Origin of the sequence: Enterobacteriaceae endosymbiont of Donacia tomentosa, from assembly GCF_012571135.1 — a bacterium.
Lineage (GTDB): Bacteria > Pseudomonadota > Gammaproteobacteria > Enterobacterales > Enterobacteriaceae.
In genome coordinates this window covers 73,097-98,549 of record NZ_CP046216.1, presented here as the reverse complement: position 1 = coordinate 98,549, position 25,453 = coordinate 73,097, and the positions used below count along the sequence as shown (strand labels likewise).

24 protein-coding genes are annotated in these 25,453 nt (G+C 21.4%); 8 read left to right on the top strand and 16 right to left on the bottom strand.

Features of this window, described 5'->3' with window-relative positions; genetic code table 11:
- From trpB to gap, 5 genes are all read left to right on the top strand, one after another.
- Nucleotides 1-1,203, top strand: a complete 1,203-nt coding sequence (gene trpB, locus GJT88_RS00485) for a tryptophan synthase subunit beta (RefSeq protein ID WP_168895005.1) — start codon at nt 1-3, stop codon at nt 1,201-1,203.
- Nucleotides 1,196-2,014 (top strand): tryptophan synthase subunit alpha, encoded by an 819-nt coding sequence (trpA, locus tag GJT88_RS00480; RefSeq protein ID WP_168895004.1) that lies wholly within the window; start codon nt 1,196-1,198, stop codon nt 2,012-2,014. Before trpB ends, trpA begins: the two co-directional genes overlap by 8 nt.
- Before the next feature lie 870 nt (nt 2,015-2,884).
- Entirely contained in the window at nt 2,885-3,697 is an 813-nt protein-coding gene (gene xthA, locus GJT88_RS00475; protein WP_168895003.1) for an exodeoxyribonuclease III, read from the top strand.
- 29 nt (nt 3,698-3,726) lie between these two features.
- Entirely contained in the window at nt 3,727-5,553 is a 1,827-nt protein-coding gene (gene sppA, locus GJT88_RS00470; protein WP_168895002.1) for a signal peptide peptidase SppA, read from the top strand.
- A 63-nt stretch (nt 5,554-5,616) separates the two neighbouring features.
- Nucleotides 5,617-6,618, top strand: a complete 1,002-nt coding sequence (gene gap / locus GJT88_RS00465; RefSeq protein WP_168895001.1) for a type I glyceraldehyde-3-phosphate dehydrogenase — start codon at nt 5,617-5,619, stop codon at nt 6,616-6,618.
- A 182-nt stretch (nt 6,619-6,800) separates the two neighbouring features.
- Here the strand turns inward: gap and GJT88_RS00460 are convergent, their stop codons facing one another.
- The 12 genes from GJT88_RS00460 to GJT88_RS00405 all read right to left on the bottom strand — a co-directional run bounded on the left by GJT88_RS00460 (nt 6,801) and on the right by GJT88_RS00405 (nt 16,136).
- Nucleotides 6,801-7,151 (bottom strand): histidine triad nucleotide-binding protein, encoded by a 351-nt coding sequence (locus tag GJT88_RS00460; protein ID WP_168895000.1) that lies wholly within the window; start codon nt 7,149-7,151, stop codon nt 6,801-6,803.
- Between the two features lie 38 nt (nt 7,152-7,189).
- The gene (ptsG, locus tag GJT88_RS00455; RefSeq protein WP_168894999.1) at nt 7,190-8,653 is read right to left on the bottom strand and encodes a PTS glucose transporter subunit IIBC; all 1,464 of its coding nucleotides are present in this window, start codon (nt 8,651-8,653) and stop codon (nt 7,190-7,192) included.
- A gap of 42 nt (nt 8,654-8,695) precedes the next feature.
- A complete protein-coding gene (locus GJT88_RS00450) occupies nt 8,696-9,703 on the bottom strand; it encodes a DNA polymerase III subunit delta' C-terminal domain-containing protein (protein ID WP_168894998.1) in 1,008 nt (335 codons plus the stop codon).
- A 3-nt stretch (nt 9,704-9,706) separates the two neighbouring features.
- Nucleotides 9,707-10,336, bottom strand: a complete 630-nt coding sequence (gene tmk / locus GJT88_RS00445) for a dTMP kinase (RefSeq protein WP_168894997.1) — start codon at nt 10,334-10,336, stop codon at nt 9,707-9,709.
- The gene (gene mltG, locus GJT88_RS00440; RefSeq protein ID WP_168894996.1) at nt 10,333-11,343 is read right to left on the bottom strand and encodes an endolytic transglycosylase MltG; all 1,011 of its coding nucleotides are present in this window, start codon (nt 11,341-11,343) and stop codon (nt 10,333-10,335) included. The genes tmk and mltG overlap by 4 nt, the downstream gene beginning before the upstream one ends.
- 64 nt (nt 11,344-11,407) lie before the next feature.
- A complete protein-coding gene (gene fabF / locus GJT88_RS00435) occupies nt 11,408-12,649 on the bottom strand; it encodes a beta-ketoacyl-ACP synthase II (protein WP_168894995.1) in 1,242 nt (413 codons plus the stop codon).
- A 108-nt stretch (nt 12,650-12,757) separates the two neighbouring features.
- Nucleotides 12,758-12,997, bottom strand: a complete 240-nt coding sequence (gene acpP / locus GJT88_RS00430; protein WP_168894994.1) for an acyl carrier protein — start codon at nt 12,995-12,997, stop codon at nt 12,758-12,760.
- 73 nt (nt 12,998-13,070) lie between these two features.
- On the bottom strand, nt 13,071-13,808 hold the full coding sequence (gene fabG / locus GJT88_RS00425) for a 3-oxoacyl-[acyl-carrier-protein] reductase (protein ID WP_168895323.1): 738 nt from the start codon (nt 13,806-13,808) through the stop codon (nt 13,071-13,073).
- Between the two features lie 36 nt (nt 13,809-13,844).
- The gene (locus tag GJT88_RS00420; protein WP_168894993.1) at nt 13,845-14,165 is read right to left on the bottom strand and encodes an ACP S-malonyltransferase; all 321 of its coding nucleotides are present in this window, start codon (nt 14,163-14,165) and stop codon (nt 13,845-13,847) included.
- 185 nt (nt 14,166-14,350) lie between these two features.
- Entirely contained in the window at nt 14,351-14,794 is a 444-nt protein-coding gene (locus GJT88_RS00415; RefSeq protein WP_168894992.1) for an ACP S-malonyltransferase, read from the bottom strand.
- Between the two features lie 122 nt (nt 14,795-14,916).
- Nucleotides 14,917-15,090 (bottom strand): 50S ribosomal protein L32, encoded by a 174-nt coding sequence (rpmF, locus tag GJT88_RS00410; protein WP_168894991.1) that lies wholly within the window; start codon nt 15,088-15,090, stop codon nt 14,917-14,919.
- Nucleotides 15,091-15,179: 89 nt separating this feature from the next.
- Nucleotides 15,180-16,136: an RluA family pseudouridine synthase gene (locus GJT88_RS00405; protein ID WP_168894990.1), complete on the bottom strand. Its 957-nt coding sequence runs from the start codon at nt 16,134-16,136 to the stop codon at nt 15,180-15,182.
- A gap of 338 nt (nt 16,137-16,474) precedes the next feature.
- Between GJT88_RS00405 and GJT88_RS00400 the strand changes: the two genes are divergently transcribed.
- Both GJT88_RS00400 and fnr read left to right on the top strand, forming a co-directional pair.
- Nucleotides 16,475-19,084 carry an Rne/Rng family ribonuclease gene (locus GJT88_RS00400; RefSeq protein WP_168894989.1) on the top strand — a complete coding sequence of 870 codons (2,610 nt, stop codon included), beginning with the start codon at nt 16,475-16,477 and terminating at the stop codon, nt 19,082-19,084.
- Nucleotides 19,085-19,243: 159 nt separating this feature from the next.
- Nucleotides 19,244-19,984: a fumarate/nitrate reduction transcriptional regulator Fnr gene (gene fnr, locus GJT88_RS00395; protein ID WP_246213261.1), complete on the top strand. Its 741-nt coding sequence runs from the start codon at nt 19,244-19,246 to the stop codon at nt 19,982-19,984.
- A 79-nt stretch (nt 19,985-20,063) separates the two neighbouring features.
- On the opposite strand, the gene GJT88_RS00390 is transcribed toward fnr, so the two are convergent.
- From GJT88_RS00390 to GJT88_RS00380, 3 genes are all read right to left on the bottom strand, one after another.
- Nucleotides 20,064-21,458, bottom strand: coding sequence for an NAD(P)(+) transhydrogenase (Re/Si-specific) subunit beta (locus GJT88_RS00390; RefSeq protein ID WP_168894988.1), 1,395 nt, complete (start codon nt 21,456-21,458; stop codon nt 20,064-20,066).
- A gap of 13 nt (nt 21,459-21,471) precedes the next feature.
- On the bottom strand, nt 21,472-23,016 hold the full coding sequence (locus GJT88_RS00385) for a Re/Si-specific NAD(P)(+) transhydrogenase subunit alpha (RefSeq protein WP_168894987.1): 1,545 nt from the start codon (nt 23,014-23,016) through the stop codon (nt 21,472-21,474).
- Nucleotides 23,017-23,168: 152 nt separating this feature from the next.
- On the bottom strand, nt 23,169-23,948 hold the full coding sequence (locus GJT88_RS00380; RefSeq protein ID WP_168894986.1) for an enoyl-ACP reductase FabI: 780 nt from the start codon (nt 23,946-23,948) through the stop codon (nt 23,169-23,171).
- A gap of 211 nt (nt 23,949-24,159) precedes the next feature.
- On the opposite strand from GJT88_RS00380, the gene cspE reads away from it, so the two are divergent.
- The gene (gene cspE, locus GJT88_RS00375; RefSeq protein WP_168894985.1) at nt 24,160-24,369 is read left to right on the top strand and encodes a transcription antiterminator/RNA stability regulator CspE; all 210 of its coding nucleotides are present in this window, start codon (nt 24,160-24,162) and stop codon (nt 24,367-24,369) included.
- 173 nt (nt 24,370-24,542) lie between these two features.
- On the opposite strand, the gene lipA is transcribed toward cspE, so the two are convergent.
- Nucleotides 24,543-25,412, bottom strand: coding sequence for a lipoyl synthase (lipA, locus tag GJT88_RS00370; protein WP_168894984.1), 870 nt, complete (start codon nt 25,410-25,412; stop codon nt 24,543-24,545).
- Nucleotides 25,413-25,453 lie beyond the last annotated feature (41 nt).

Sequence of the window (25,453 nt, the reverse complement as noted above, 5' to 3'; positions counted from 1 at the left end):
ATGAAAACCTTATTACCTAGTTATTTTGGAGATTTTGGTGGTATGTTTGTACCTCAAATATTAATTCCTACTTTATTAGAATTAGAAAAAATATTTGTATTATCTCAAAATGATATTTTTTTTCAAAAAAAATTAAGTTATCTATTAAAAAATTATGTAGGACGTCCATCACCTTTAACTATTTGTAAAAATTTAACTAAAAATACAAACACAATTTTATATTTAAAAAGAGAAGATTTAATACATAGTGGAGCTCATAAAATAAATCAAGCATTAGGACAAGGATTATTAGCAACAAAAATGGGGAAAAAGGAGATTATAGCAGAAACAGGAGCAGGACAACATGGTGTTGCTGTATCAATAGTAGCTGCATTATTAGGATTAAAATGTAAAATATTTATGGGTATTAAAGATATTAATCGACAAAAATCTAATGTTTTGAGAATGAAATTAATGGGGAGCGAAATAGTTGAAATTCATAGTAATAAAGGAACACTAAAAGATGCTTGTAATGAAGCTATTCGTTATTGGTCTAGTAATTATCAAAATTCTCATTATATAATAGGAACAGCAGCTGGACCTCATCCTTATCCAACTATAGTTTGTACATTACAAAGTATAATAGGAAAAGAAGTAAAAGAGCAAATTATGTTATTGGAAGATCGATTGCCAGATATGCTAATTGCTTGTATAGGAGGAGGATCAAATGCTATAGGATTATTTTCTGATTTTATTAAAAAAGATATATCAGTTAAATTAGTTGGAGTTGAACCTGGTGGGTTAGGCATTAATACAGGGAAACATGGATCTGCTTTAAAATATGGAAAAACTGGAATATATTTTGGAATGAAAACTGCTATTATGCAAACAAAAGATTATCAAATTTCTAATTCGTATTCTATTTCTGCTGGTTTAGATTTCCCAGCAGTTGGGCCTCAACATACATATTTAAAAAAAATAAAAAGAGCAAATTATGTCACAATAACGGATGATGAAGCTGTTGAAGCTTTTAAATTATTATGTTTAAAAGAAGGTATTATACCTGCTCTAGAATCATCACATGCATTAGCTTATGCTTTAAAAATAATTAAAAATAATCCAAAAAAAAAACAAATACTTATAGTTAATTTATCCGGAAGAGGGGATAAAGATATTAATACGATTAATAAATACGATAGGAAAAATTTAAATATATATGAATAAATATTATGATAATATGTTTCAAAAATTGAATAATAATAAAGCAGCTGCTTTTATCCCATTTCTTACTGTTGGTTACCCATCCATAAAAATATTTATAAAAATAATTGAACTTTATATTAAAAGTGGTGCAGATGCATTAGAATTAGGTATACCTTTTTCAGATCCTTTTGCAGATGGGAACATTATACAAAAAGCTAATTTACAAACTTTAAAAATAGGTATTAATATTATTAAATGTTTTCAAATAATTAAAAATATTAGAAATAAATACAAAAAAATTCCTATAGGAATTTTAACATATGCAAATATTATAATATCTTATGGTATAAAAAATTTTTATATTGAATGTTATAGAGCAGGAATTAATTCTGTTTTAATAATAGATCTTCCTATAGAAGAATTTAATCCATTTTATCGATTAACTCAAAAAAATAAAATATCTCCAATACTTATTTGTCCACCTAATGTGGATAAAAATTTTTATAAAAAAATATCACTTTTCCAGTGTGCATATATATATGTTATGTCAAGATCTGGTATTACTGGATATGATCAAAATTTAAATACTACAATAAATATAAATTATTTATTTAATAATTTAAAAAAACATAATTTAATTCCTATACAAGGATTTGGCATTTGTAATACTAAACAAATAAAAAAATCTATTAAAGGAGGTTCTTGTGGAGTAATAGTTGGTTCTTTTTTGATTGATATTATTCAAAAATATCAAGACAATATTGAGGTCTTATTTTATAAATTAAAAAAAATTTTAATAAAATTTAAAAAAGCTACACTACTAACAGGTTAGTTAAAAGTTATTTTTATATATTATTTTTTTAAAAAATAAAAATTTAAATATATAGAAATTATGATTTTTATTTTTAATTATTAAAATTAATAGTAAATTTGCTTTTTTATTATTTAAATTTTAAATGATACTAAAATTAATTCAATTTAAAAATATAATATATGTTCATATATAAAAAATATTCAAATAATTAACAAATTAATCCAATAATAATAAAGACTTCTGGCTTTATTTTATATAATAAATATTATAAATTTATATATTTGGAAAAATATAAAAAAATACATATCTTTTATTAATTAAAAGATTTAGTAAATTATAAAAATATAAATAATGTAAAAAAACAAATCTTTTCTAATTTAAAAATGTTAAAAGATATTATTTATAAATTTTTTCACTTAAAAATATCTATTTACTAATTAATTTAATAAAAATTAAACATAATTTTTTGTAATAGTTAAATAATTATAACTCATATTTAAAACTTTAAAATTTATTTTTAATATTAAGTTTATCCTAAATAAAATAAATTAATTCAACTTTATTAAAGTAGTAACTTTTTTTTTAAACTGTTATAATTCAATACAAAAAAAATTTTTTTTCAAAAAATTACTATATACTAAAATATTTTTATTAAAATTAATATAATTTTTTAATGTAGAATAATATCATTTATATATTAATTTTAAAATTAAATAATTAATAAAAATTTTATTTTTAAAAGATTATTTTTACTTAAAAAATAAAAAAGATTATCTTATTAAGATAAATTAATCTTATTTAATAAAATTTTTTTTGAAAAAAATATATTTGTTTTTATAAAATATAATTAATATATTATATTTTAAATAATTTCTTTAAAAAAATTTTATGAAAATTATTTCTTTTAATATTAATGGCATAAGAGCTCATATTCATCAATTAAAATTAATAATAAAAATACATAATCCTGATATTATTGGATTACAAGAAACAAGAGTTTGTGATATAGATTTTCCTATAGAACAATTATCTGTACTAGGATATGATATTCTTTTTTATGGACAAAAAAAATATTATGGAGTAGCTTTTTTTAGTCGGTTTAAAATTATTAATATTCAAAAAGGATTTTTAAAAAATAATGATACTACTCAAAAAAGAATTATAATTATGGATTTGGACAGTTCTATTGGTAATATCAAAATTATAAATTGCTATTTCCCACAGGGAGAAAATCGTAATAATTTAGTTAAATTTCAATACAAAATTAATTTTTTTAATACTTTATACAAGTATATTAAAAATTATTTAAAACCAACAGATCATATTATAATAATGGGAGATATTAATGTTACTATATCCAATTTAGATATTGGTATTGGTGAAAAAAATCGGATAAAATGGTTACAAATAGGTAAGTGTTCTTTTTTACCAGAAGAAAGATTTTATGTCCACCAATTACTTAATTGGGGGTTATTCGATATTTGGAGAATAATGCATCCTAAAACAAATAATAAATTTTCTTGGTTCGATTATAGATCTAAAGGATATCAAATAAACCAAGGATTAAGAATTGATAATATTTTAATAAGTAAATCATTAATAAGATATTATGTTGATTCTGATATAGACTATTTTATTCGTAGTATGAAATGTTCTTCAGATCATGCACCTATTTGGGTAGAATTTAGAATTTTTAATTAGTTTTTATAATAAGAAAAATTAGGTGAAAAATGACTAAATTATGGAATTTAATAAAGATTTTTTGTTGCTATTTATGGTCAATTATTAATTTTACTAGAATTTTTATAATAAATATTATTTTTATTTTTTTTATATCTATATGCTGTTTTTATTTATATAATATGAATCATAATAAAAATATTATTAAACTTAATAAGGATAAAAAACAAGCATTAGAAATTAACATTGATGGAACCATATCTAATGATATTACTGATTACAATAATAATTTATTATATAATTTACTTAATAAATATATATATAAAAAAAAAAATAACTCCTTATTTTATATTATTCATTCTATATATAAAGCTAAAAAAGATAAAAAAATTACAGGTATTATATTAAAATTAGATAATTTAATTATTAATGATATATCAGCATTACATTTTTTAGGTAAATATTTAGATGACTTTAAAAAATCTGGGAAACAAATATATGCTATTGGAGATTTATACAATCAAAATCAATATTATTTAGCTAGTTTTGCTAATGAAATCTTTTTATCACCTTATGGTGCTATTCAATTACATGGTATAGAAATTAATAATTTCTATTATAAAAATATACTAAAAAAATTAAAAATTGAATCCAATATATTTAGGATAGGCGAATATAAATCAGCTGTTGAACCTTTTTTACGAAATAGTATGTCTATTAAAAACAAAATTTTCTTTAAAAAATTTATTAAAAATTTATGGGATGATTATATTAACGTAATTGCATACAATCGAAATTTAACAAAAGAAAAACTTTTTCTTGCAGATCAAAGTTTTTTAATTTCTTTAAAAGAAAACCATGGTGATTTAGCATTATTTGCACTAAAAAATAAATTAATAGATCAATTATTAAATAAAATTGATTTTGAACAGAAAATGATAAAAATTTTTGGATGGGATAATAATAAAAAAACTTATAATCATATAAGTATATATGAATATATAAATCAAAATAAAATTAATCATTATTCAAAAAATGGAAATATTGCAGTAATAACAATAAATGGGATTATAAAATATGGTAACTTGGGAAGTAACTTAATTAGTCAACAAATACATCAAGTTTATTTAAATCCTAAAATTAAAGGATTGATATTAAGAATTAATAGTCCAGGAGGTAGTTTAATCGCATCTCAAAATATTTATGATGAACTTTCATCATTAAGAAAAATTCACAAACCCATTGTTGTATTAATGGGAGCAACTGCTGCATCAGGAGCATATTTAATTTCTACTGCTGGTGATTATATAATTAGTGACCCAGATACAATTACAGGTTCTATTGGAATTTTTAGTATTATAAATACCTTTAATAATACTTTAAATGCAATTGGAATTAATAATGATGGAGTTAATATATCAGATAGATTTAATTTGTCTATTTTTAAAAAATTATCATGTATAGATCAAAAAATTATTAAATTAAATATTCTAAATGGATATACTTACTTTATTAATTTAATTGCTGAAAGAAGAAATAAAACTATAGAAGAAGTAAAAAAATTAGCTAATGGAATGATTTTTATTGGTAAAGATGCTGTAAAATATGGTTTAGTTGATACTTTAGGTGATTTTGATTTTGCTATTACAAAAATATCTGAATTAATAGGAAATAAGAATATATCATTAAATTGGATAGATAATAATAAAATTCCTTCTTTATTAGATTATATTTTTCAAACAAACAATAATATTGCTTTTGATGTTATTAATAATTACATAAATATTATGTTTGATAAAAACTTATTATTATTTAATAATAAAAGCTTAACTGACGTAAGAAATATATATTCTATATGTTATTTAAATTTTATATAAACTTTGTAAGTATTATTTGATTAATAAAATTAATATTTTTAATCAACATTAAAGGTAAGTTTTATGTCTATAAAAGTAGCTATTAATGGATTTGGTAGAATAGGTCGTATTTTTTTTCGAGCTGCCCAAAAAAATACTAAAATTAAAATTATAGCAATTAATGATTTATTAGAAATAAGCTATATCGCTTATATGTTGAAATATGATTCAACACATGGGATGTTTGATGGAAATATTGAAGTTAAAAATAATTGTTTAATTGTTAATAAAAATATTATTCATATTTTTTCTGAATCAGATCCTAGTAAATTAAAATGGGGTAATTTAAATATTGATGCTGTTGTAGAATCAACAGGTTTATTTTTAACAAAGGAATTGTGTAAAAAACACATTATAGCGGGAGCTAAAAAAGTAATTATTACAGCACCTCCTAAAGATTCTTCTATACCAATGTATGTAGAAGGAGTAAATTTTAATAAATATAATGGTGAGAATATTATATCTAATGCTTCATGTACAACTAATTGTTTAGCTCCTTTAGCTAAAGTGATTCATGATAATTATATAATTGAAAACGGTCTTATGACAACTATTCATGCTGTAACTTCTACGCAAAAAACTGTTGATAGTCCTTCAAGTAAGGATTGGAGAGGAGGAAGAGGAGCTTATCAAAATATTATTCCATCAAGTACTGGTGCAGCAAAAGCAGTTGGGATAGTTTTACCAGAATTAGATGGTAAATTAACCGGTATATCATTACGTGTTCCTATAGCTAATGTTTCTGTAGTTGATTTTACAGTAAAAGTTTTTAAAAGAACTACTTTATCAGAAATTTATCAAACTATTAAATTTGCCTCGAATAACGATATGAAAAATGTTATAGGTTATACGAAAGATGATGTTGTATCAAGTGATTTTAATGGCGAAATATTAACATCTGTATTTGATAAAAAAGCAAGTATAGCTATTAATAATAATTTTTTTAAATTAATTTCTTGGTATGATAATGAAACAGGTTATTCTCACAAAATTTTAGATTTAATAATACATATTTTTAAAAAATAATAAATAAAAATTAAATATTTTTAAACTGTTTATCATAAAATGAATAAACAGTTTAAAATATAAAATTATGAATATAAATTTTGAATATTCAAAATCTTATTTCTTAATAGTTTGGTTTTTTTGTATTTTTTTTTAAATAGAAAATTAATATTTTCTATAATATCTACAATTTTTAATAGTTTTTAAAAAAAATTTTTCGTTCCCTTCCTTCCTCCTAATAAATGCATATGTAAATAAAATATTTCTTGACATCCATTTTTATTACAATTAATTACAACCCGATAACCATCTTTATCTATGTTTTTTTTTTTAGCTATTTTTGAAGCTACCAATAACATTCTTCCTAAAATTAATTCATGGCTTTTATTTACTTCATTTAGAGTATATATTGTAATGTTGGGTATAATTAAAACATGTATTGGGCTTTTAGGTTTTATATCATTAAAAACTGTTACTAATTCATCTTCATAAAGAATTTTAGTATTAATTTTTTTAGAAACTATTTGTTGAAAAATATTTTGTTTATTATTCATAATTATTATATTTAAATTAATTCAATTAATAATAAAAATTATTTACTATTATAATTTTTGTTTATAAAATCATCCATTTCTGTTTTTAAAAGATCTGATTTTGTACCAAAAACTGCTTGCACACCATTCCCTAATATAATAACAGCAGAAGCTCCTAAAATTTTTAATTTTTCTTTATTAACTTTTTTAACGTCTACAACACTTATACGTAATCGAGTAATACATGCATCTAAATTAATAATATTATTTTTTCCTCCAAAAGCATTTACTAACTTTTTACCATAATTTTGTATTAAATTATGATTTTTCATATTATTTTGTATAGGTTCACGTCCAGGAGTTTTTAAATTTAACTTAGTAATTAAAAGTCTAAATATACTATAATATAAAATAGAATATATAGTTCCTATTACAGGAAATAACCATATTTTACTACCATTACCACTTAAAATGATAAAATCAATTAAACCATGCGAAAAACTAGTACCATTTCTCATCCCTAAAATAATACAAATAGGAAATGCTAATCCTGACAGGATCATATGAATTACATATAATATTGGTGCTACATACATAAAAGAAAATTCTATTGGTTCTGTTATTCCTGTAAAAAAAGAAGTTAGTGCTCCTGATAACATTAAACTACCAATTTTATTTTTATTTTCTTTTTTTGTAGAATGCCATATAGCAATTGCTGCTGCGGGTAAACCATACATTTTAAATAAAAATCCTCCAGATAATTTACCAGCAGATGGATCACCTGCTATATATCTTGCAATATCACCATGATATACTTGTTTAGTGACTTCATTCATAAATGAACCGATTTCCATTTGAAAAGGAACATTCCATATATGATGTAACCCAAAAGGTAATAAAGCTCTTTCTATGAATCCATAAAGACCAAAAGCTAATACTGGATTTTGATAAGCGGCCCAATAAGAAAAATATTGTATAAGTTTACCTAAGGGTAACCATACTAAAGATAATAATAATCCAATAAAAATTGATGTTAATCCAGAAATAATAGGTACAAAACGTTTACCAGAAAAAAAACCGAGATATTCTACTAATTGAATTTTATGAAAACGATTAAACATATAAGCAGCAATAGATCCCGCAATAATTCCACCTAAAACGCCTGTATCTGTAAGATGTTTTTGAATTATATCATTAGATGATGATATACTATCACTATGTAACAGTAGTGGGATTACTACTTCAATAGTTTTAGTTAAAATACCATAAGATACAACAGACGCTAGTGCAGAAACACCATTATTATTAGTAAAACCTAAAGCTATCCCAATTGAAAAAATTAAAGGCATGTTAGCAAATACGGAACTACCTGTTTTTTGCATAATATCAGAAATGACCCAAGGTACCCAATAAAAATGAGCTGAACCTACTCCTAGTAGTATACCAGCAATAGGTAAAACTGATACTGGTAGCATTAAAGACTTACCGATTTTTTGCATATTGGCAAATACATTGTTAAACATTATTTAATCCCAATTAAAATTATTATTTGCAAATAATAAATATTATTTACATTTTAGTATTTTTTCTATCGATAATAAAAATTTGATTAATACTAATTCACGATTAATTAGATTAATATCTATTAAAAGACTACGATAGTATAATATTTTTTTTATAATTAATATTATATTATCTAATATAATTAAATCAGAAATTTTGTTTATAAAATATAATTGATCTATATTATAAAAATATTTTTTATTTATCTTTAAATGAAATTTTGTTATATCTAATAAAATTAGATATACCCAATTTAAATATAATAAAATATCTTTATTATTTAATATCAACATTAGGTCCATAATATCATTTTTTAATGATGATAATAAAATTTTATATAAAATTTTTCTATTTTCCCATATTGGATTATTTAATATTTTATATGCATAAATAGGAGAATTATTAAATATACGTAATGCTGTTTGTATAATTTTTTTGTTTATTATGTTATTAGATTGTTGTTTTATCCAGAAAATACCAATATCCTCATTAGGAGGATATATATACCAAATTTGACACCTACTAGTTATAGTGGGTAATAAATCATTAATATTATTGCATTGTAAAAAAAACCAAGTTTTTTGAGATGGTTCTTCTAAAACCTTTAGAATAGCATTACTAGAAAACATATTTAATTGTTGAGCATATGGAAGCCAAATTACTTTTCCAATATCTTTATAAGAATATTTATAAATAGTATTAATTATATTTCTAATTACTTCTACACTAATATTAATATTAATTTTATTATTTTTTATAATATATAAATCTGGGTGGTTTTTTGTTTCTATCAGTAAACAATTACTACATTTGTTACAACTATATATATCTTTTTTATTAGTGCAAAAAATCCATTTAACTAAAGCATAAACTAAAGATATTGTTCCAATACCGTTTATTGAACAAAAAATAAAAGCATGATAGCTTTTTTTATTTAAAAATTGATATATTATTTTTTTATAAAAAAAATTTAACCAAGGGTACCAAGAAAATATCGCTGACTTTATCATTGTTTATATTCTAGAAAATTTTATAAAGTTTGTAATAATTTTTTTAACTAGTATTTTTACAGTTTGTAAATTTTGATTAGCATCAACTATTTTAATAGTTTTATCTTTTTTTGCTATTTTTAAATAATAATTTCTTACTTTAGAAAAAAATTTTATTGATTCTTTTTCAATTCTGTCTTTTTGTCGTGTTTTTATTCTTTGTAAACTAATTACTGGATTTATATCTAAATAAATAGTTATATTCGGTTTTATATTATTTTTAATAAAATTTTGTAAAAATAATATATTTTTTTTATTTATGCCTCTACCTCCTATTTGATAGGCTTGAGAAGATAAATCATATCTATCTGATAGAATCCAATGAGTATTTATTTTAGGACGTATTATATTATCTAATAATTGTAATCTTGCAGCATATATTAATAATAATTCTGTTTCTTTAGAAAAGATTTCTTCTTTAGAAAATTTAATTAATTTTCTTATTTTTTCTGCTACCGGAGTACTACCTGGTTCATGAATAAAAATAACATTTTCTATACTAAAATAGTAGAATAAACTCATGATATATTTACAAATTGTGGTTTTACCAGCACCATCTATCCCTTCGACAACAATAAATTTAGTGTTTTTCATTTTTTTGTTAATATATTTAATATTTGTATAGTAAGTTTATGATCTAAAAAATTTGTATTAAAAATATGGTTGCCATTATGATCGGCAACAAAATATACATAATTACTCTTAATAGGTTGTGCTGCTGCTTTTAAAGAGGTAATACTTGGTGTTGTGATAGCACTTGGTGGTAAACCATAGATAATATATGTATTATATTTATTTTTCTTTTTTAAATTTTTATATAATAATTTATAATTAAGTTTATATTTTATCCCATATATTATAGTAGAATCTACTTGTAATTTCATTCTTTTAGATAATCGATTTAATAATACTGAAGCAATCTTTTTTTTTTCAAGTGGATTTGATGTTTCTTTCTCAATAATAGAAGCAATTATTACCATTTGATATCTATTTGTATATGGTAAATTTTTGTTTCTATTATTCCATAAAACATCCACTATATTTTTCATTCGTAAATAAATTTTTTTTAATAATTGAATATCTGTTATATGTGAATTATAAAAATATGTATCAGGATAAAACCATCCTTCTAAAGGATAATTATTTTTAATATTTAATTTCTTTTTTAATTTTTCTAAATTTTTTAATTTACTTGTATGTTTTATATATTTAGCATTATTAATTTTTTGTAACCAAAATCTTAACGAAGTACCCTGAATAAATTTAATAGAGAATTGATATTCTCTACCTTTATTAAATAATAATAACATATCTATAATATTCATATTTTTTTTTAAACAATAAACATTCGCCTTAAAATCTTTTAATTTTGGATGAATCTTTAATAAAAAATATATCCAAAAATTATTTTTGATAATTTTTTTTTTCTGTAAATCATTTAATACATTATAAACATTACTTCCATATACAATTTCATATAAAAATGAATCATTAATTATAATAAGTGAATATAATGTTCTATATATTGTAAAATAACTTCCTATTATTAGGATAAATAAGATAAAAAAAAATGTAGAAATAACTTGTTTTATTTTTATCATTTCACTATGTGAAAATTTTAAATAAAGTAATTATATATATATAATATATGATTATTTTTATAAATTATATTTTTTTAAAAATCAATGACGCATTTGCTCCCCCAAAAGCAAATGAATTACATAATACATATTTTAAATTATGTATATCACGAGCAAAATTAGGAACAAAATCTAAATCTAAATCTTTATCAGGACACTCTAAATTAATAGTTGGAGGTACTATTTGCTCTTTTAAAGATAATATACAATAAATCGATTCAATAGCTCCTGCTGCACCTAATAAATGTCCTGTCATTGACTTAGTAGAACTTACAAATATATTTGAATAGTTATTTTTAAAAATAGATTTAATAGCATATACTTCAGCTCTATCACCTAAAATAGTAGACGTACTATGTGCATTTATATATTTTATTTTTTCTGGATTTATATTTGCATTCTTTAGAGCATTTAACATAGATAATTGTGCTCCCTCTCCATTTTTAGGTGGTGATGTAATATGATAAGCATCACTACTCATACCAAAACCGATAATTTCTGCGTAAATATTGGCATTTCTTTTTTTTGCATGATTATATTCTTCTAAAATTAAAATACCAGCACCATCACTTATAACAAATCCATCTCTATCCTTATCCCAAGGTCTACTTGCTTTTTGGGGTTCATAATTTCTTTTAGATAAAGCCCTCATTGAACAAAAACCACTTAAGCCTAAAGGAGTCACAGCTTTTTCTGATGCTCCTGCTATCATTATATCAGCATCATTATTAGATATAATTTGATAAGCTATACCAATATTATGTATACCTGAACTACAAGCTGTATTAATAGATAAACTAGGTCCTTTTAATCCATATTCTATTGTAATATTACCTGTTATCATATTTATGATGGTAGATGGGATGAAAAAAGGTGTAATTTTTTTTGGCCCTTTTTTTTTTAATATTAAAGAATTTTTTTCCATAAAATTAATTCCTCCTAAACCAGAACCGACAGACACTCCAAATCTATTGATATCGATTTTATTAAATATTAATTGTGAATCTTTTATAGCTTCTCTACAAGCTGTTATTCCATACTGAATAAATAAATCAACATTATTTTTTTTTTTATTTATATTATTATTTACATAATCAAAATTTTTTATTATACCAGCAAATTTAGTTGTATATTTACTAGTATCAAAATCTTTAATTAATTCAATTCCACTTTTACCATTTATAATATTCAACCAATTAGATTTAATTGTGTTCCCAATTGGAGTAATCATACCCAAACCAGTAATAACTACTCTTCTTTTTAACATTTTTCTCCTTTTATGTTTGTGAATATTAATAAATATTTAGTATTCTTTCATAGGAATGAAGTAGTAATTAAAATTACACTTCATTCTAAAAATTTTTTATTATATTTTCTAGTGTCGATGTTTTTTAATACAATTAATAGCTTCTTGAACAGTAGTAATTTTTTCAGCTTCTTCATCTGAAATTTCAGTATCAAATTCTTCTTCTAAAGCCATTATTAGTTCAACAGTATCAAGAGAATCTGCTCCTAAATCTTTAGTAAAAGAAGCTTTATTGATAACATCTTCTTTTTTAACTCCTAATTGATTAATAATAATTTTTTTAATACGTTGATTAATAGAACTACCCATACTGTTATATTTCCTATAAAACTTATTAGTTAAGATAATTTCATCATTTACATAATTTTTTAATAATTAATAATTATGACATATATAAACCACCATTAACATTTAATGTTTCTCCTGTTATATAAGATGCTTTTTCAGAAGCTAAAAAAATTACGGCATCAGCTATTTCTTGAGGTTCACCAAAACGCTTAAAAGGAATTTGAGATAAAATGTAATTTTGTTGTTTTTTTTTTATATTAAATGTCATATTTGTTTTAATATATCCAGGAGATATAATATTTACAGTAATACCTTTAGATGCTACTTCTTTAGCCAAAGATTTACTAAAGCCTATTATTCCTGCTTTTGAAGCAGCATAATTTGCTTGTCCTATATTACCTGTTATTCCTACTACAGAACCAATAGTAATAATACGTCCAAAAGATTTTTTTAACATATAACGTATGACTTCTCTAGAAATTCTGAAAATAGAAGTTAAATTAATTTTTAAAAGATCATCCCATTGTTCATCTTTCATATTTATTATAAGTTTGTCATATATAATACCAGCATTATTTATTAAAATATCTATACTATGAAATTGTCTTATAATTTTTTTAATTAAGTTTGTAATTACTATTGAGTTATCTTTAAAATTAAGTATTATTCCCATCCCATTATTTTTTAAATAATTATTTATAATTTTTACTCCATTATGATTAGTAGATGTTCCGATAACATACGCACCATAATATGCTAGCGTATTTGCAATATTATATCCTATGCCTCTATTTGCACCAGTAACTAAAGCTATTTTTCCTTTAAAATTAATGTTTTTTTTCATATAATATTATAATCTTGTTAGATTTTATATTTTTTTTAAAGCTAAAAGAAATGTTTGTTGATCATATATTGAAATTATATTGATTGTATTCACAATTTGTTTAGAAATTTTAGTAAGTATATTTTTAGGAGAAAATTCTATAATATTAAATATATTTTTTTTTTCTATAAATTTAATACATTTTAACCAATTTATTGGATAATATAATTGTTTAACTAGAGCGTTTTTTATTTTTCTTGGAGATATTTCACATTTAATATCTACGTTATTTATAAAAGTAATTTTAGGTTTATTTATAGTAATTTTATTTAAAAAAAATTTAAATTCATTCTTGATAGGTTTCATTAATAAACAATGTGCCGGAATATTAATGCATATTGGAATAATATATCCTCCTAAAGACTTAAATATTTTTATGGCTTTATTTAAAGCTGATTTATTACCACTAACTGTAATATTTTTACACGAATTATAATTCGAAATTGCAACAATATTATTATATTGTGATATTTTTTTGCAAACATCTCTTACTACTTTTTTTTTAATCCTATTATAGAATACATATAATATCCATCTAAATGATTATCATACATATAACTAGTAATTTTATTCATTAATTGACCTCTAAATTTTACTAATTTAATAGCATCATGAAAACTAATAATATTACTACAAACCATTGCCGTATATTCACCCAAACTATATCCAACGACTATATTAGGTTTTATGTTTTTTTCTTGTAACCATAAATTATATATAGCAACAGATGCTGTCAAAACAGCAGGTTGTGTATAATGAGTTTTATTTAATTTTTCTATAGGACCTTTTTGCGTTAAAGACCATAAATCATATCCAAGAACTTCAGAAGCATAACTAAAAGTTTCTTCTATTATTTTATATTTTGCAGATAATGATGATAACATTCCGACAAATTGTGCCCCTTGTCCTGGAAAAATAGCAGCAAATTTTTTCATATTTCTAAGAATTAAGATTTTAAAAAATTAATGCTTATGAACTCTACTTTAGTTTTTTACAAAAACCCATTCCATCAAAAAATTTAAAATTTATAACAAAACAATACCTAACATATATACTGTCATTTGTCTAAAATTTTTTTACCTTTATAATATCCATCATCACTAATATGATGATATAAATATTTTTTACCAGTTTTTTTATTAAGCAATAAAATCTGATTTACAAAAATTTTGTCATGAGAACGCCTCATCCCTCTTTTAGATCTAGATTTTTTATGTTTTTGTACAGCCATATTAACACCTTTTTTTATATATTAAAATTTAAAATTATCAATATAATAATTATATTTAATTATAATTAAATTTAATAATATACGCAATATTATTTATTATAGTTTAATTGTAATAAACAATTAGACAATTCTGAATCTAAAGGAGCGGTTATATTTATATTTTTTTTTGTTATAGGATGTATAAATTGTATATTTTTAGCATGTAAAAATAGTCTATTTAATTTATTTTTTTTTTTAAATTTTGTATTAAAGATCTTACTTCCATAACGTTGATCATTAATTATAGGGCAACCAATATGTGACATATGTACTCTAATTTGATGTGTTCTTCCTGTTAAAGGTTTTATTTTTACTAACATTACTTCCTCATAATTTTTGATTACTCTAAATTTTGTTTCTGAGTATTTTCCTTCATGGGTGCTGGGTTGAACTTTAATTTTTTTATTTAAAAAATTTTTTAATAAAAAACCTTTAATTAAAGTATATTTTTTTTTAAAATAATTACCTTTGACTAAAGCTATATATTCTTTAATAATATCTTGTTTGCGTAATTGTTCTTGTAATATTTTTAATGCTGATCTCTTTTTTGCCATAAGTAAAACACCCGATGTTTCTTTATCAATTCTATGAACAAGTTCTAAAAAAAAATTTTTTTTATATAAAAAACGAAAATTTTCAATAATTCCGTAATTAATACCACTGCCTCCATGGACAGCTAAACCATAAGGTTTATTTATAGCTAATATGTATTTATCTTCAAAAATTATAGTTTTTTTTAAAAAATTTATTTTTTGTAATTTCGGAAAATACTTTTTTTTAATATTCTGATTACTATAAAAATATGGCAATTTTAATATATCTTGAGATGTAATTTTATAATTAGGTGATACTTTATGTTTATTGACTTTTATTTTTCCTTGTCTTAAAACTCTATAAATCATACTTTTTGGAATATTTTTAAATTTATTTATTAGAAAATTATCTATTCTCTGTTTTTCTATATCAGAAGGTACAATTAAAAATTTAGAATTTATTATTTTATACATAAAGAAGCATAACCATTGTATAGTTGATATTTAATAAGTATATTTCATATACTTATTAAATACTACTTTTCAAAATAATTTTTAATATAAAATGATTATTTTAATATAAAATTTTATGCTAGAATTATCCTAGAAGGTGTTTTTACAAAATTAATAGATCGATATCTATTTTATTATAGATCATAATTTAAATATATTTTTTATTCTAAAATAATTAGTTGTTATTTAAAGTTTTATTCATAAAATATTAAACACAAATTTTTATTATACTATTTTAGCACTTAATATAATTATATTACAACAATTAATTTATAAAAAAAACTATGAGTAAAGTTGTTATGAAAAAAATGTTAATAAACGCTACTCAAAATAAAGAGTTGCGTGTCGCTTTAGTAAAGGGACAAAAATTATATAATTTAGATATAGAAAATTCTAAATATAAACAAAAAAAATCTAATATATATAAAGGGAAAATTAGTCATATTGAACCTAGTTTAGAAGCAGTTTTTGTCGATTATGGTGTTGACAAACATGGTTTTTTACCAATTAAAGAAATTTCTAAAAATTATTTACCCGCTAACTATAATAATAACACGAATTTTAATTTTAAAAATTGTCTATTTATAGGACAAGAATTAATTGTTCAAATTAATAAAGAAGAACGTGGTAATAAAGGTGCAGCATTAACTACATTTATTACTTTAGCTGGTAGTTATTTAGTTTTGATGCCTAATAATCCTAATTCCTTAGGAATATCAAAAAGAATTGATGGAGAAGAAAGGAATAAATTAAAAAAGATATTATTGTCTTTAGATTTACCCAATAATATGGGATTAATAATACGTACTGCTGGTTTAGGTAAGAGTATAGAAACATTAAAATTAGATTTACAATCAAGATTAAAACATTGGGAAATAATAAAAAAAATATCTGCAAATAAATCTTCTCCATTTTTAATTCATCAAGAAGGTGATATTATCATCAGATCTTTAAGGGATCATTTATGTAAAGATATAAATGAAATTTTAATTGATGATCTTAAAACATTTAAATTAGCTAAAAAATATATTAATATGTTGGGTCGATCTGACCTCAAGCATAAAATTAAATTATACACGAATATGATTCCTTTATTTAGTTATTATCAAATAGAATCTCAAATAGAAACTATATTTCAAAGAGAAGTAAGACTTTCTTCTGGAGGGTCAATTGTTATTGATACTACAGAAGCTCTTACATCTATTGATGTAAATTCATCTAAAGCTACTAATGGATTAGATATAGAAGAAACTGCTGTTAATATTAATTTAGAAGCTGCAGATGAAATTGCTAGACAATTAAGACTACGTAATTTAGGAGGACTAATTGTTATTGATTTTATTGATATGTCATTGACACAAAATAAAAAATCTGTAGAAAAAAGATTATTTTATAAAGTACGAGAAGATAAAGCTAAAATTCAAATGAGTCATATTTCTAAGTTTGGATTATTAGAAATGTCTCGCCAGAGAATGAGTTCATCTTTAAGAAAATCTAATTATCATATTTGTCCTAAATGTATAGGTAATGGAATAATAAGAAATAGTAAATCATTATTTTTATCTATTCTAAGATTAATAGAAGAAAAATCTTTTAAAGAAAATACAAAAAAAATTTATGTAATAGTACCTATAAAAATAGCGGCTTATTTATTGAATAAAAAAAAAAAAATAATAAATAATATTAAAAATAAAAAAATAAAAATATTTATTATTCCTAATAATCAACTTAACATACCTAATTATTTAATATTACGTATTAAATACGGTGAAGAAAAAAAAGATATTCATTTTTTTATTAAAAAAATATATAAATCAAAACTAAACACTTATTATTATGAATATAATGATATTTATCAGTTATTAAAACATTATTCAATATTTAAAAATAATAAATTAGATAATAATATTAATAATAAAGATAAAATCATAAATGAGAAAGATTATTTTTTTATTGGTAAAAATAAAATTTTAAATTTTTTATATTTTTTTAAAAAAAATATATTAAAAATAATTGATATTTTTTTAAACATTATTTTTGATAATGTTCGTATGAATGCTTTTTTTTCGTTTTTTCAAAAAAAATATTTTTTTAATAAAATTTTTTTTAGAAACCTAAAAGAAAACTATGAAAAAAAAATATCTTTTAGTAAAAAAATTATTTTAAATATTTTTAATAAATTTTATTTCTTTAATAAAAAAAATAATTTTAACAAAAAAACTAATTTTAGTTATTCAAGTAAAAATATAAATAACTTGCATAATTTTAAACAGTTTAATGATATATCCTCTTTATACACAAGAAAAACAAAATTAGTAATTAACTCAAATTTAATAAAAAGTAAACCAAAAATAACAAAAATGAAAAATAAATTAATATTTGATATTAAAACTAATAATAAAAATAAATCTAATTATTTTAAATTAAAAAAATTATTACGTCACAATTATATAAAATTATATAATAATTATTATATTCAGAAAAAGAATTTTCAAAGTAATGATAAGAAGATCAATATGACATATAATATTACAAAAACACCGATAGAAAAAAATATAGAATTTAATAGATTTAAGAATTTTTTTAAAATAAATAAAATAATATTTGACGAAATGAATTTCAGCAACAAAAAAAATATAACATTAAATAATTACATAATTATTTCCAATTCTTCGAGTAAGAATGATTATATAATAAAAAATAATAAATTTTTAACAAAAAAAAAAAATATATATAAAAATTATATATTATCAAGTAAATTTTTTAAAAAAAATAAAAAAATACAAAATAGTGTAATAAATAGCTACAATCATAAATTAATTAGTTCATCTTTAAAAGAAAGTAACAATAAAGATACAGGAGAAAATATAGTAAAAAGATATGTTACAGCTTCCATAAAAAGACCATAAAAATTTTCTTAATTAATAAAATTAGCAATAAATTTTTAAAATTTTTATATAGTTCTAATTTTGAACTTAAATAAAAATTTAAAATTTAAATTAAATGAATTAATTATATTTTAAATACAGAATTATTTGATTTATTTTTTTATATTTCAGAGAAAAAATATGATTTTGAAAAAAAAATATAATATGAAAAAGATTTATTCAAAATATTATATTATTAATTGTCAAAATTGTTCTACATATAAATTATGTATTTCTTATAAATTTAATAAATTTGAATTAAAAAATTTTAATAAAATAATCACAAGAAGAAAATTAGTACAAAAAGGAGATATACTTTTTAGAGCTAAAGATAAAATGAATTTTTTATATACTGTTCAATCAGGAACAATAAAAAGTTATAATTTTACTAAACAAGGAGATGAACAAATAATTAAATTTCACCTAACAAGTGATTTAATAGGATTAGATAGTATAAATAATAATGGTATGTATCATAGCTTTAGTCAAGCACTAGAAACTTCAATGTTATGTGAAATATCATTAAAAATATTTAATAATATAATGATAGAAATACCTACTATAGGTAAAAAAATTATTAATTTAATGAGTCAAGAAATAAAAATATATTATAATTTTATATTACTTTTATCTAGAAGAAATGCAGAAAAAAAAATAGCCACATTTATATATGATTTATCAAGAAAATTTAGAATAAGAGGATTATCTAAAAAAGAATTTAATTTATCTATGAATAGAAGTGATATCGGAAATTATTTAGGTCTAACAGTCGAAACAATTAGTAGAGTTTTAAGTAAATTTAAAAAAGATGGTATGTTAATTATCCAGGGAAAGCATATTATTATTAATAATTATTTAAAATTAATTAATTTAATTAATTAATTTATATTAAAATAATATGAATATACTTATAAAAGTTTACTCTAGTATTTATACGATATACAATGAGTAAACTTTTTTATTAAATCATATCTAAAATTTTAGTTATCGTATCTTTAGCATCACCAAATAACATATAACTATTATCTTTATAAAATAAAGGATTACTAATTCCCGAATAACCTTTATTCATACTTCTTTTGAGAATAATAATATTATTTGATTTCCATACTTCTAGTACAGGCATGCCAGATATTGGACTATTTATATCATCTTGAGCAGATGGATTAACAATATCGTTAGCACCTATGACTAACACAGTATCAGTATTAATAAAATCTTTATTAATTTCATCCATTTCTAATACCATATCATATGGAATATTTGCTTCTGCTAATAAAACATTCATATGACCCGGTAATCTTCCAGCAACTGGATGAATAGCAAATTTTACTCTAATATTTAATAAACTTAGTTTTTTAACTATTTCAGAAAGGGGATATTGTGCTTGAGCTACAGCTAAACCATAACCAGGGACAACAACAATTGTATTAGAATTTTTTAAAATATTTACTGTATCTTCAACAGATATTGTTTTTAAATTTTCTTCACTTTTATTGATGATAATATCATTATTATATTTTTTTACTTCTCCAATTCCTAATATTATACTTATGAAAGATCTATTCATCCCTTTACACATTAAATAAGAAAGAATTGCTCCAGATGACCCTACTAATGCTCCAGTTATGATTAATAAATCATTAGTCAACATAAATCCTGAAGAAGCAGCAGCCCAGCCTGAATAAGAATTTAACATAGATATTACCACAGGCATATCAGCTCCGCCGATACTCATTATTAAATGGAAACCAAAAAGTAGTGAAATAATAAACATTAATATTAATGATAAAATTTGTAAATTAACAATATTTGTTCTTAGAAAAATTATCATTAGTATTAATGAAACTAATAATGAACAAATATTAATTTTATTTTTATGTTTCAAATTCAAAGTTTTTAGTTGAAAAAAACCAGATAATTTATTAAAAGCAACTACAGATCCTATTAAGGTAATTGAACCGATAAAAATACTAATAAAAATTTCTATTAATTGTATATTATTATTTAAATGGGCTTTTCCATATAAAAAAAATAAATAACTATTAAATCCAACAATAATAGCAGTTAAGCCAACAAAACTATGTAATATAGCAATTAGTTGAGGCATTTTTGTCATGTCAATTTTTTTAGATATAATTATTCCTATAATTGCTCCGCAGGTAATTGCAACTAATATATAACCAATGCTACCAATTTTTGATCTTAATATAGTTACTACCATTGCCATAAGCATTCCACTTACAGCAAATACATTACCTTTTCCTGAAGTTTCTTTTTTTGAAAGACAGGCAATACTAAATATAAATAATATTGAAGATATAGTATATATAACCATGGATAAACCATCAGACATGTATAAATTCCTCTTAATTTTTACGAAACATTTTTAACATACGTTGAGTGATAGTTAATCCCCCAAAAATATTTATACTAGATAGTAAAATTCCTAAAAAAGATAACATAATTATAGTAGAATAATTACTATCAATTTGTAATATAGCTCCAACAATAATAATACCAGATATAGCATTTGTTACAGACATTAAAGGTGTATGTAATTTATGACTGACATTCCATACAACATAATAACCTATAATACAAGATAATAAAAATATTATAAAATGAGGAATAATTTCATTAGGAATAAATTGAGAAATATAAAAAATAATTGATAAAAATAATGTAAATAATAAGTATTTTTTTGGAGAAAATTTATTTTTTTTAGTTAAACTAATTTTTTTATTTTCTGAAATATTGATTATTTGCTCTTCTTTTTCCATACTTAGAATTGTTTTTTGTGGAGCGGGATAAATAATTTTATTATTATCAATAATAGTCATATTACGGATAATTTCATCTTTTAAATTAATTTCAATTTCTCCTAAATTATTTTTAGATAATAATTTTACTAAATTTATAATATTTGTACTGTATAAGCGAGATGCTTGTAAGGGTAATCTACTTGCTAAATTAGTAAATCCTATTATTTTTATATTATTATCTGTAGTAATTACCTTATCTTTTTTTGATAATTCACAATTACCACCATTTTCAATGGATAGATCAAATATAATACTACCTGGTTTCATATATTTAATCATTTTTTTAGTAATTAAAATAGGAGCTTTTTTATTTGGAATAGATGCTGTAGTAATGATAACATCTGTAGTTTTTACTATATTAATAAATAATGTTTCTTCTAATTTTAATTTTTTTTTTGATAAAAGACTACTATATTCATTCTTATCATCTATATTTTGTTGAGTTTTTAATTCTAAAAATTCAGCTCCCATACTATTAATCTGCTCTTTTACTTCTTTTCTTGTATCAAAAGCTGTTACTATTGCTCCTAAACTTTTAGCAGTAGCAATAGCCGATAATCCAGCTACACCAGCCCCAATAACCATTACTTTAGCGGGTAATATTTTACCTGCAGCAGTAATCTGTCCATTTAAAGATCTACCTAATAAGTAGATTGACTCTATTATACTTCTATATCCTGAAAGATTATTCATAGAACTTAATGCATCAAGAGATTGTGCTCTAGAAATTCTAGGTACAGCATCCATAGCAATAGTGGTTATATTTTTTAATAATAAACAATCTAAAAGTTCTTTGTTTTTTAATGGCCAAATAAAACTGATTAATATACTATTATTTTTAATTAATTTTCTTTCTTCATTATTAAGTGGATGTATTTTTATGATTATATTTGCATTCCAAATTTTATTTTTATCTACTATTTTTGCTCCTGCTTGTATAAAATCTTCATTTTTAAAATAAGATAAAATACCTGCATCTTTTTCAAAAGAAACATCAAAACCTAATTTTATTAAATCTTTAACATTAGATGGAGTAACAGCAACTCTTTTTTCTTTAAAAAATCTTTCTTTTGGTATCCCAATTAACATTACAAATTCCTTATTTTGTAAAAAAAATTTCTATATTTTTCAAAAATTCAATATTTATTAAATATAAAAATTATCATTTATTAAAATAATTATCAAATTAATATTTTTGGAAAAAAATAAATACGTAAAGAATAACAAATAATAATGAATATTTACTGATATTTCATCATCATAATATTAAATCCTGCATCTACATGAATTATTTCTCCGGTAATTCCCAAAGATAGATCAGAAGCTAAAAATGTAGCTACATTTCCAATATGATTAATATTAATATTAATTGGTAAAGGAGTTATTTTTTTATAGTATTTTAACGTATTGTTAAAATTATTTATTTTTGAAGATGCAATAGTCTTCAAAGGAGCAGGAGAAATACCGTTAATTCTAATATTTTTCTTGCCAATATTACATGCTATATAACGAATATTTGCTTCTAAAGATGCTTTTGCTAATCCAATAATATTATAATTAGGAACAAAATATTTTGAACCTAAATATGACAAAACAATAATTGATGATTGATTATTTAATATATTTATACATCCTTTAACCATACCTAATAAACTATAAGAACTGATATCATGCGATATTTTAAATCCTTCGCGTGAAGTATTCTGAATAAAATCACCATTTATTTCATTATTAGGAACAAAAGCGATAGAATGTACAAAACCATCAAATTTATTCCATATTGTTGCTATTTGTAAAAATAAATTTTTTATATCTTCATCTTTAGATACATCACATTTTAATATAGGATATTTGGTCATTTTTTTTACTAACTTTTCTATTTTTGTTTTATATCTTTCTTTTTGATACGAAAAAATTAAATTTGCTTTATTATTATACATAATTTTTGCAATACCATACGATATGGATAATTTATTTAGAATACCTGTAATTAATATTTTTTTTCCTAATAATAAAGACATAAGATTTCACCATTCAATAAGTACCATTATATCAATAAATTTAATAAAAAAAATAAAAAATTTAAAGTAATTAAATTGTTTTTTAAAAAAATATGTAAAAATTCGATGTTTCTCACCTTTTTGATTTCTTTTACTAGACAAATGTAATATTAATTGATGTACTTTTAATGGCACAAATTTAGTGTCTATTTTTATGTAAGGGTAATAATTGATGTCCAAGATTAAAGGTAACGTTAAGTGGTTTAATGAATCTAAAGGTTTTGGGTTCATTACTCCTGAAGATGGTAGTAAGGATGTTTTTGTACATTTCTCTGCGATTCAGAGTAGTGGATTTAAAACATTAACTGAAGGACAAAAAGTTGAATTTGAGATCACTAACGGAGCCAAAGGTCCTTCTGCTGCTAATGTGATTGCTCTTTAAATTTCTTTAGTGTAAGAAGGATTTAAAAAAAAATTGCCTCTGATGATAGTTGAAGTTTTTATATTTAAGTATTTAGAGTATATATGTAAATTTTTTTTATAATATAGACATTCTAAAGAATATTTATAAAAAAATAAATTTTTTCAGAGGCATCATATTAAAATTTTTTATTATTAATGAGAATAATTTTCTGCATTATATGAAGAACGAATAAAAGGACCACATACTACTTTTTTAAATCCTAAATTATTTGCTATGTTCTTTATTTGATTAAATTCCGCAATACTAATGTATTTATATACAGGTAAATGATTTATACTTGGCTGTAAATACTGACCTATAGTTAGTATATCAACTCCGTTATTTTTTAAATCTTGAATTGTTTTTAATAATTCTGTAAATTTTTCTCCTAAACCTACCATTAATCCTGATTTTGTCAAAATTTTAGGAAAATAATGTTTAAATCTTTTTAATAATATTAATGATTTTTGATAGTTGCCAGCAGGTCTTATTTTATGGAACAAATTTTCTACTGTTTCTAAATTATGATTGAAAACATCGGGTAAAGAATTACTAATAATTTTTAAAGCTTTTTCTATACAATTTTTAAAATCAGGAACTAAAATTTCTATTTTTATATTAGTATTTTTTTGACGTATTTGTTTTATACAGTCAGCAAATTGCGTTGCACCTCCATCGTGTAGATCGTCACGATTAACAGAAGTAACTACAACATATTTTAATTTCATTTGATGAATAGTATTTGCTAAATTTAATGCTTCATTTTTATTATATCCTTGAAAAGGTCTACCATGTTTAATATTACAATATAGACAATTTCTAGTACATATATTACCTAATATCATAAATGTTGCTTGCCCTTTACTAAAGCATTCCATAATATTAGGGCAAGCTGCTTCTTCACATACAGAATGTAAACCATTATTTTTAATAAATGATTTAATTTTTTTTATTTTATTATTATGTTTTGCTAAAAATTTAATTTTAATCCAATTTGGTTTTTTTAAATATTTTTCTTTCATGTTATATAAATTTTTTTAGTCGAGATAAGTGGAATATATAA